Source organism: Micromonospora maritima, from assembly GCF_902825405.1.
In the GTDB taxonomy this organism is placed as follows: domain Bacteria; phylum Actinomycetota; class Actinomycetes; order Mycobacteriales; family Micromonosporaceae; genus Micromonospora; species Micromonospora maritima.
The window spans coordinates 1-6,537 of the sequence record NZ_CADEAU010000312.1 but is presented as its reverse complement, the minus strand read 5'-3'; the positions used below and the strand labels follow the sequence as shown (position 1 = coordinate 6,537).

The 6,537-nt window shown below is 74.3% G+C and carries 8 protein-coding genes and 1 pseudogene; 3 read left to right on the top strand and 6 right to left on the bottom strand.

The window, feature by feature from the left end; translation table 11 throughout:
• The coding region (locus tag HUW36_RS22855; protein ID WP_217428856.1) for a beta family protein at nt 1-608 on the top strand (608 nt) is incomplete at its 5' end.
• Nucleotide 609: 1 nt separating this feature from the next.
• On the opposite strand, the gene HUW36_RS22850 is transcribed toward HUW36_RS22855, so the two are convergent.
• A complete protein-coding gene (locus tag HUW36_RS22850) occupies nt 610-891 on the bottom strand; it encodes an iron-sulfur cluster biosynthesis family protein (protein WP_091581101.1) in 282 nt (93 codons plus the stop codon).
• A gap of 246 nt (nt 892-1,137) precedes the next feature.
• On the opposite strand from HUW36_RS22850, the gene HUW36_RS22845 reads away from it, so the two are divergent.
• Both HUW36_RS22845 and dacB read left to right on the top strand, forming a co-directional pair.
• Nucleotides 1,138-1,854: an MIP/aquaporin family protein gene (locus HUW36_RS22845; RefSeq protein ID WP_174530051.1), complete on the top strand. Its 717-nt coding sequence runs from the start codon at nt 1,138-1,140 to the stop codon at nt 1,852-1,854.
• 76 nt (nt 1,855-1,930) lie between these two features.
• Nucleotides 1,931-3,514, top strand: coding sequence for a D-alanyl-D-alanine carboxypeptidase/D-alanyl-D-alanine endopeptidase (dacB, locus tag HUW36_RS22840; protein ID WP_174530050.1), 1,584 nt, complete (start codon nt 1,931-1,933; stop codon nt 3,512-3,514).
• A 22-nt stretch (nt 3,515-3,536) separates the two neighbouring features.
• Here the strand turns inward: dacB and HUW36_RS22835 are convergent, their stop codons facing one another.
• From HUW36_RS22835 to HUW36_RS34585, 5 genes and pseudogenes are all read right to left on the bottom strand, one after another.
• Nucleotides 3,537-3,848, bottom strand: coding sequence for a hypothetical protein (locus tag HUW36_RS22835; protein WP_174530049.1), 312 nt, complete (start codon nt 3,846-3,848; stop codon nt 3,537-3,539).
• A gap of 90 nt (nt 3,849-3,938) precedes the next feature.
• On the bottom strand, nt 3,939-4,280 hold the full coding sequence (locus tag HUW36_RS22830; protein ID WP_174530048.1) for a DUF1330 domain-containing protein: 342 nt from the start codon (nt 4,278-4,280) through the stop codon (nt 3,939-3,941).
• Between the two features lie 100 nt (nt 4,281-4,380).
• The gene (locus HUW36_RS22825) at nt 4,381-4,818 is read right to left on the bottom strand and encodes a nitroreductase family deazaflavin-dependent oxidoreductase (protein ID WP_174530047.1); all 438 of its coding nucleotides are present in this window, start codon (nt 4,816-4,818) and stop codon (nt 4,381-4,383) included.
• A gap of 78 nt (nt 4,819-4,896) precedes the next feature.
• Nucleotides 4,897-5,769: a hypothetical protein gene (locus tag HUW36_RS22820; RefSeq protein ID WP_246248285.1), complete on the bottom strand. Its 873-nt coding sequence runs from the start codon at nt 5,767-5,769 to the stop codon at nt 4,897-4,899.
• 152 nt (nt 5,770-5,921) lie between these two features.
• Nucleotides 5,922-6,537, bottom strand: a pseudogene (locus HUW36_RS34585) (hypothetical protein); the annotation flags it as partial.

The window sequence follows — 6,537 nt, the reverse complement described above, 5'->3', positions numbered from 1 at the left end:
CGACGCTCTTCCGATCTCGGCGCGCGGCCGAGTGGGCGCGGCGGCACGCCTGGCGGTCGGTGACCGTGGCGGCGGGCGGGATGCCGCCGGCGCTGTCCCGGCTCCCCGCCGACGAGCCGGTGCGCCTGGACCGCTACGACTGGCTGCTCTGGCAGCACCTGGCCGACCTGCGCCTGGGCTACGGCGACTACGGGGTGGGCTGCGCGGCACGCGGCGCGGACGTCCCCGGCGACCGGCTTCCGACGGTGCGCTGGACGGCCGAGGACGCGTGGTGGGTCTACCGCTGGTCCCGGCGGGGCGGGCGGGGCGACGAACGCTTCGCCGACCTGTGCCGGACGCTTGTGGCCGCGCCGCACTGGCCGGCCACCGGGGCCGCGTTCTCCTGGGGCGATCACGAGATCCTGCGCCGGGCCCGGCGCGGCGCGGGCGCGGGCTCGGCGGCCAACTGGATCGCCTGGAGCACGTCGCACCACCTGGCGCACGTGCTGGCCGCGCTCGCCGCTCCGGACCGGGAGCGGCGCGACGGGTCGGGGTGGGCCGGCCGGGACGCCCCGGAACGGGGACGCGCCGGCCGGCAGCGCGGCGGGGAGGCCCGCCGCGCCGGTTGAGTCACTCCTGCTCGGTGAAACCGAACTGGACGACGCCCTCCTCGTCGACGACCGCGTCGACCGAGGTGTCGTTGAGCAGTTCGGCGGCGTCGGAGTCGAGGAAGATCCGGGCCCCCTGGGTGTCCACCACCTGGTCGCCCTGCACCGGCTCCGGGACCAGCTCGATGGAGAGCGCGCCGGCCTCGGTGTCGGCGGCGATGCGCAGCCCGCCCGCGTCGGCGACGTCCTGCTGCGCGGCGAGGTCACGGATCACCAGGACGGCGTTGTCGGTCATGGTCAGCATGGCGGAACTCCTCATGGCTGGAATTTCGGAATTCGCGGGCGACACGGCCCACGCGGTCGGCTCGCGACCCGGAAGCGGGCGAACCATCGTTCGCCGCACGGAGAGCGGGGCGGGACACGGCCCCTTCCCCACCCACCCACCGTGCCCCCTGGAGAGGGATCCGTCAAATAGAGCCCGATGATCCGCCGCGGTCGCGTGAACAGGCGTTTTCTCTCCCGGCGCCCGGCGGATCCCTAAGCTCAGGGCATGGACGACCCGCGCAGATACGTCGCTGAGTTCCTCGGCTCGCTGCTGCTGATCTTCTTCGGCGTGGGCAGCGCCGTCTTCGCCCGGGTCCAGGGCGGCGTGGTGGTGGTCGCCCTGGCCTTCGGGTTCACCATGCTGGCGCTGGTGTACACCCTGGGGCCGCTCTCCGGCAGCCACATCAACCCGGCCGTCACGTTGGGCGTCCTGCTCTCCGGGAAGATCTCTCCACTGGGAGCGGTGGCGTACTGGATCGCCCAGTTCGCCGGCGCGACGGTCGCCGCGTTCGTGATCTGGGCACTCACCCGCTGGGGTGACGTGGTCGACCAGACCGGCGCGCTCGGCACCAACGGGTACGGCGCGCACATCAACCTGGGTGGCGCGGCCGTGCTGGAGACCGTGCTGACGTTCCTGTTCGTCCTGGTGGTGCTGGTGGTGACCGGGCGCGGTGAGCACGCCGCGTTCGCCGGTGTGCCGATCGGTCTCGCACTGGCCGCCGCCCACCTGGTCGGCATCACCCTGGACGGCACCTCGGTCAACCCGGCCCGGTCGTTCGGTCCGGCCCTGTTCCAGGGTGGCACCGCGCTGCGCCAGCTCTGGGTGTTCATCGTCTTCCCGCTGCTGGGCGGCGCGCTCGCCGCCCTGGTCGCGCCGCTGCTCCTGCGCCGCGGGGCGGACGGCCCGGGACCGACGGACCGGGTGGCCACGCCCCGACCCTGAGGCGACACCGGCGTTTGGCAATAACCTTTCGCCACGGACTCTTTCCCGCAGGAAAACTCCATGGCAGCATCGACGCATGCATCGCCGTCTCTTCACCCGGGCACTCGCGGTGTCGGTTCTGGTCGCCACCGCGGCCGCCGCCGGCGCCACCACCGCCACGGCCGAAGCGCCCACCCCCGCGCAGACCCGGCTGCACGCGACCATCGACACCATCCTCGCCGACAGCCGACTCGACGGCGCCCAGGCCGGCGTGGTCGTGGTCGACGCCGCCACCGGCCGCACCCTCTACGACCGCAACGGGCAGCGGCGGCTCGTCCCCGCGTCGAACACCAAGCTGCTCACCTCGACGGCGGCGATGGAGCTGCTCGGCCCCGGGCACCGCTTCACCACCGACGTCAGCACCGACGGGCCGCGTCGGGCCGGGCTGCTCTCCGGTGACCTCTACCTGCGCGGCGGCGGCGACCCGACGATGCTGGCGGCGGACTACGACCAGCTCGCCGGGCAGGTCGCCGCCGCGGGCGTACGGGTGGTCACCGGCGACCTGGTCGCCGACGACACCCGCTACGACCGCACCCGTCTCGGTCCGGACTGGACCTGGGACGACGAGCCCTACTACTACGCGGCGCAGGTGTCCGCGCTGACCGTCGCCCCGGACACCGACTACGACGCCGGCACCGTGATCGTCCACGCCGAGCCCGGGACGCGGGCCGGCTCCCGGCCGAAGATCTCGATGACCCCGGACAACGGCTGGCTGCGCGTCGACAACCAGGCCCAGACCGTCGCCGAGGGCGAGACGACCATCTCCATCGAGCGCGAACACGGCGGCAACACCGTGGTGGTGACCGGCCAGATCGCGGTCGGGGAGGCCACCGAGAGCGACTGGGTGACGGTCTGGGAGCCGACCGGCTACGCCGCCGACGTCTTCCGGTCCGCGCTGCGCCGGCACGGCGTGCGGGTGCTCGGCCGGACCGTGCTCGGCCGGGCCACCCCGGACACCGCCCGGCCGCTGGCCCGGCACGACTCGATGCCGCTGGCCGACCTCATGGTGCCGTTCCTCAAGCTCTCCAACAACGGCCACGCCGAGGTGCTCACCAAGGAGCTGGGCCGGGTCCTCTCCGGCTCCGGCACCTGGGCCGCCGGGCTGTCCGCCGTCGGCGAGTACGCCGGCGACGTCGGGGTGGACACCGGGACGCTGCGGCAGCGCGACGGTTCCGGGCTGTCCCGGCGCAACCTCGTCCCGCCGGCGCAGTTCGTCACGCTGCTCTCGGCGGTCCGCGCCGAGCCCTGGTTCGACACCTGGTACGCCGCCCTGCCGGTCGCCGGCGACCCCGACCGGCTCGTCGGCGGGACGCTGCGCAGCCGGATGGTCGGCACCGCCGCCGCGGGCCGGGTGCACGCCAAGACCGGCAGCCTGACCGGCGCGTCCGGCCTCTCCGGCTACGTCACCGACGCCGACGGCCGGCTGCTGGCCTTCTCGATCGTGCTCAACAACTACCTGACCTCGTCGGTCAAGGGGCTGGAGGACCAGATCGCGATCGCGCTGGCCACGTACACCGAGAAGGGTGCGACCACGGCCCGGATGACGGTGCCGACCGCGCCGGACTCACCTCGGGTGCCGGAGGGGCGGGAGTGCTCCTGGGTCAAGCCGGCCCTCTGCTGACCGGCCCGGCCGGCCCGGCCGCTCAGGCGCCGGGCCGGTACGGGCGCGGATCGGCGGTGGGGTCGCCCCGCTCCACCAGCGCGTCGATCTCGGCCGGCGGCAGGCCGCGCAGGGCGAGGACCCGGCGGCCCCAGCTGTGCAGCCGGCACGGGTGCGGGCTGGCGTCGTTGCGACAGATCGTCCCGCCCGACCAGGACCGGGGCGCGTGCACCACCACCGCCCGCACCGCGAACTGGACGTCCTCGACCGTCACGTACGGCGGCAGCGGGATCTCCCGCAGCACGCCGCCGTCGGGGGACGGACGGGCGGGGGCCAGGGGCGCAGGGCGACTCATCGGTCGTTCCTCCACTGAGGATGGTCGGGCGGGACATCGAAAAGGTACGACGCCCCGCCCCCGACACGACGGACAAACTGTCCCCGCGGTTCAGCCGCGCGCGGCCCGCATGCGGGCGGCGGTGCGGGCGGCGTCGTAGTCCGGGCCGACCCCGTCGAGGATGATCGTCTCGCCCTCGATGTTCCGGGTCCGCAGCGGCAGGATCTCCTGGTACGCCGGAGACGCGTACCAGGCGCGGGCCCGCTCGACGTCGGGAAACTCGACGATCACCACGGTGCCCGGCCACTCCCCCTCCAGGACCTCGGGCTCGGCACCGTGCACCCGGAACCGGCCGCCGAACGGCGCGAAGGTCGACTGCACCTTCTCGATGTACTCCAGGATCTCCTCGTTGAGCTGCGTGGGCCGCAGGCTGGCGAGCGCGAACGCGGGCATGGTTCCTCCCCGGTGACGGGCCGGTCTCGCGACGCGGCAGGTGCCACCGATTCTGCGCGGGCGTCCGCGCCCCGGTCGATTACCCGACGGGTAAGCGCGGTCAGACCCGTTCCAGCACCACCACCGGAATCTCCCGGTCGGTCTTCGTCTGGTACTCGTCGTACGCGGGCCAGACGGACGTCATGGCACGCCACATGCGCGGCTTCTCCCCAGGCGTCGCGGTGCGCGCCCGGGCCCGGAACGTGTCCGGGCCGACCTGCACCGTGGCCTCGGGGTCGTCCAGGAGGTTCAGGTACCAGGCCGGATGCCGCGGTGCGCCGCCCCGCGAGGCCACCACCAGGTACGCGTCGCCGTCCCGGCCGTAGATCAGGGCGGTCCGCCGCAGCTCACCGGAGCGCCGGCCCCGGGTGGTCAGCAGCAGGGTGAACACCCCGGGCCGCCACTCGTGCCCCTCCGCACCGCCGGTCTCCACGTAGCGCCGGATGTGGTCGGCGACCCACCCCTCGGGGCTGTCGCGCACCTGCTCGCCAGTGGTCATCGATCACTCCGGAGGCCGTTTCGGACTGGTCCGGCCCACGGTACCGCCGGCGCGGACCGGGCACCCGGCGATCGTCGGTCACCGCAGCGCGGCGGCCTGGAGACTGACGTTCCCGCACTCACCGAGCGACTCCTCCACGGTCCAGGTCAGCAGCAGCTTGGCACCGCGCGGAGCCCGGAACCGGATGGTGAAGTCGGCGGTGAGCGCGGTGTGCGGATCCTCCATCCGGACCGTGCTGACCGGGCCGCCGGCGACCCGGACGTCGAGCCGACCCCGGGCCATCCACAGCCCGGCGTAGAGGTGGACGGTGCGCTGCTGGCCGTCCGCGGCGACGGTGAGCGTGAAGCCGTTGCCACGGTCGCAGGTGTAGACGCCCGACATGGTGCCGCTCGCCGACCCCACCGGCACGCCGTCGCGCCAGGCGTACGCCTCGGGGTTGTTGCTGTAGCTCTCCCGCCGTCCGCGACCGCCCTCGTCGCGGATCGCGCCGGAGCCGTCCCGCTTGCGCACGGTGCGGTCGGCGCCGAGCAGTCCCCAGTGGACCCAGTCGACGGCGCCCACGGCACTGAGGTCGACGGTGGCCGGCACCTCGGCGCGGCCGACCGTGACGGTGGGGGCCACGGTGGAGGGCGGCGCCGTGGACGGTGACGGGCTCGGCGACGGCGGTCGCTGCCGGGGCCGCATGCCGGGGGTGGCCACCGCGCCGTCGCCCTCGCTCGGCAGCCCGACCCGACCGGTCGGCGCCACCGGCAGCACCGCGCTCTCCTGGTGGGGCGTGTCGTGCCGCTCGGTGCCCAGATAGGCCACCAGCGCCGCCAGGCAGAGGAACGCGGCCAGGCCCTCCAGCGCCAGCCGCCGCCGGCGTCGCAGCCGGCGCAACGCGGACCGGGTGCTCGGACGGCCCTCGCGGTGCGAGCCGGGGCCGGTTCGCGAACGATCCTCCTCGCCCACACACCCTCCGCTTCGGTCACCCGGCGCCGTCGGGGAGCGACCGGAGCGCGACGGGCTTCACGGTGTCACCGGACGGCCCTTTGCGCCATATGTGGGCCGACGGGCGTTTCCAGTTCGTTACCAAGCGGGACCGGGGTCGGCAACGCGGTCGCTCAGCTTACCGTGACCGCTTCCAGCGACACCCCGTCGTTCTCCCCGCCGGTCACGGTGAGCGCCCGCCAGGTGATCAGCAGGCGCTGGCCGCGCGGCGCCCGGAAGTGGACCACGTACTGGTAGAAGCGGTCGCCCCGGGTCAGGGCCACCTCCCGCACGGCCGGTTCGCGGCCGCCGGAGAGCGACACGTCGAGCCGTGCTCCGGCCGAGAACGTGCCGACGAAGAGCCGCACCGTCCGCAGATCCCCGCTGCCGGCCACGGCGAGCGTGAAGCTCTTCCCGGCACCGCGCTGGAAGACACCCGCCCGGGTGCCGTCCTGCCGCGCGGTAGGCGTGCCGTCGGTCCAGCTGAGGTCCGTGACCCCGGCGTTGTGCTCCAACCGGTCACCGCCCGGGTCCTCGATCTCGCCGGTGCCGCGTTGCTTGCGCTGCACGCTGTCCGCGCCGGTACCGCCCCAGTGCCGCCAGTCCCGGGTGCCGAGCAGGCTGAGCGACACCGCCGGGGGCACCGGTTCCTCGTCCAGGTCGAGCAGCGGCCCGCCGGGCAGGGCCGGGTTGCGGGTGTCCGGCACCACGGTGGGGGGCGCCGCGGTCGGGGCCGGCGCCGACGCGGTC

Excerpts from the sequence above, each read along its gene's own strand:
- HUW36_RS22850 (WP_091581101.1), bottom strand. The coding sequence starts at position 891 with ATGCTGACCATGACCGACAACGCCGTCCTGGTGATCCGTGACCTCGCC.
- HUW36_RS22845 (WP_174530051.1), top strand. The coding sequence starts at position 1,138 with ATGGACGACCCGCGCAGATACGTCGCTGAGTTCCTCGGCTCGCTGCTG.
- dacB (WP_174530050.1), top strand. The coding sequence starts at position 1,931 with ATGCATCGCCGTCTCTTCACCCGGGCACTCGCGGTGTCGGTTCTGGTC.
- HUW36_RS22835 (WP_174530049.1), bottom strand. The coding sequence starts at position 3,848 with ATGAGTCGCCCTGCGCCCCTGGCCCCCGCCCGTCCGTCCCCCGACGGC.
- HUW36_RS22830 (WP_174530048.1), bottom strand. The coding sequence starts at position 4,280 with ATGCCCGCGTTCGCGCTCGCCAGCCTGCGGCCCACGCAGCTCAACGAG.
- HUW36_RS22825 (WP_174530047.1), bottom strand. The coding sequence starts at position 4,818 with ATGACCACTGGCGAGCAGGTGCGCGACAGCCCCGAGGGGTGGGTCGCC.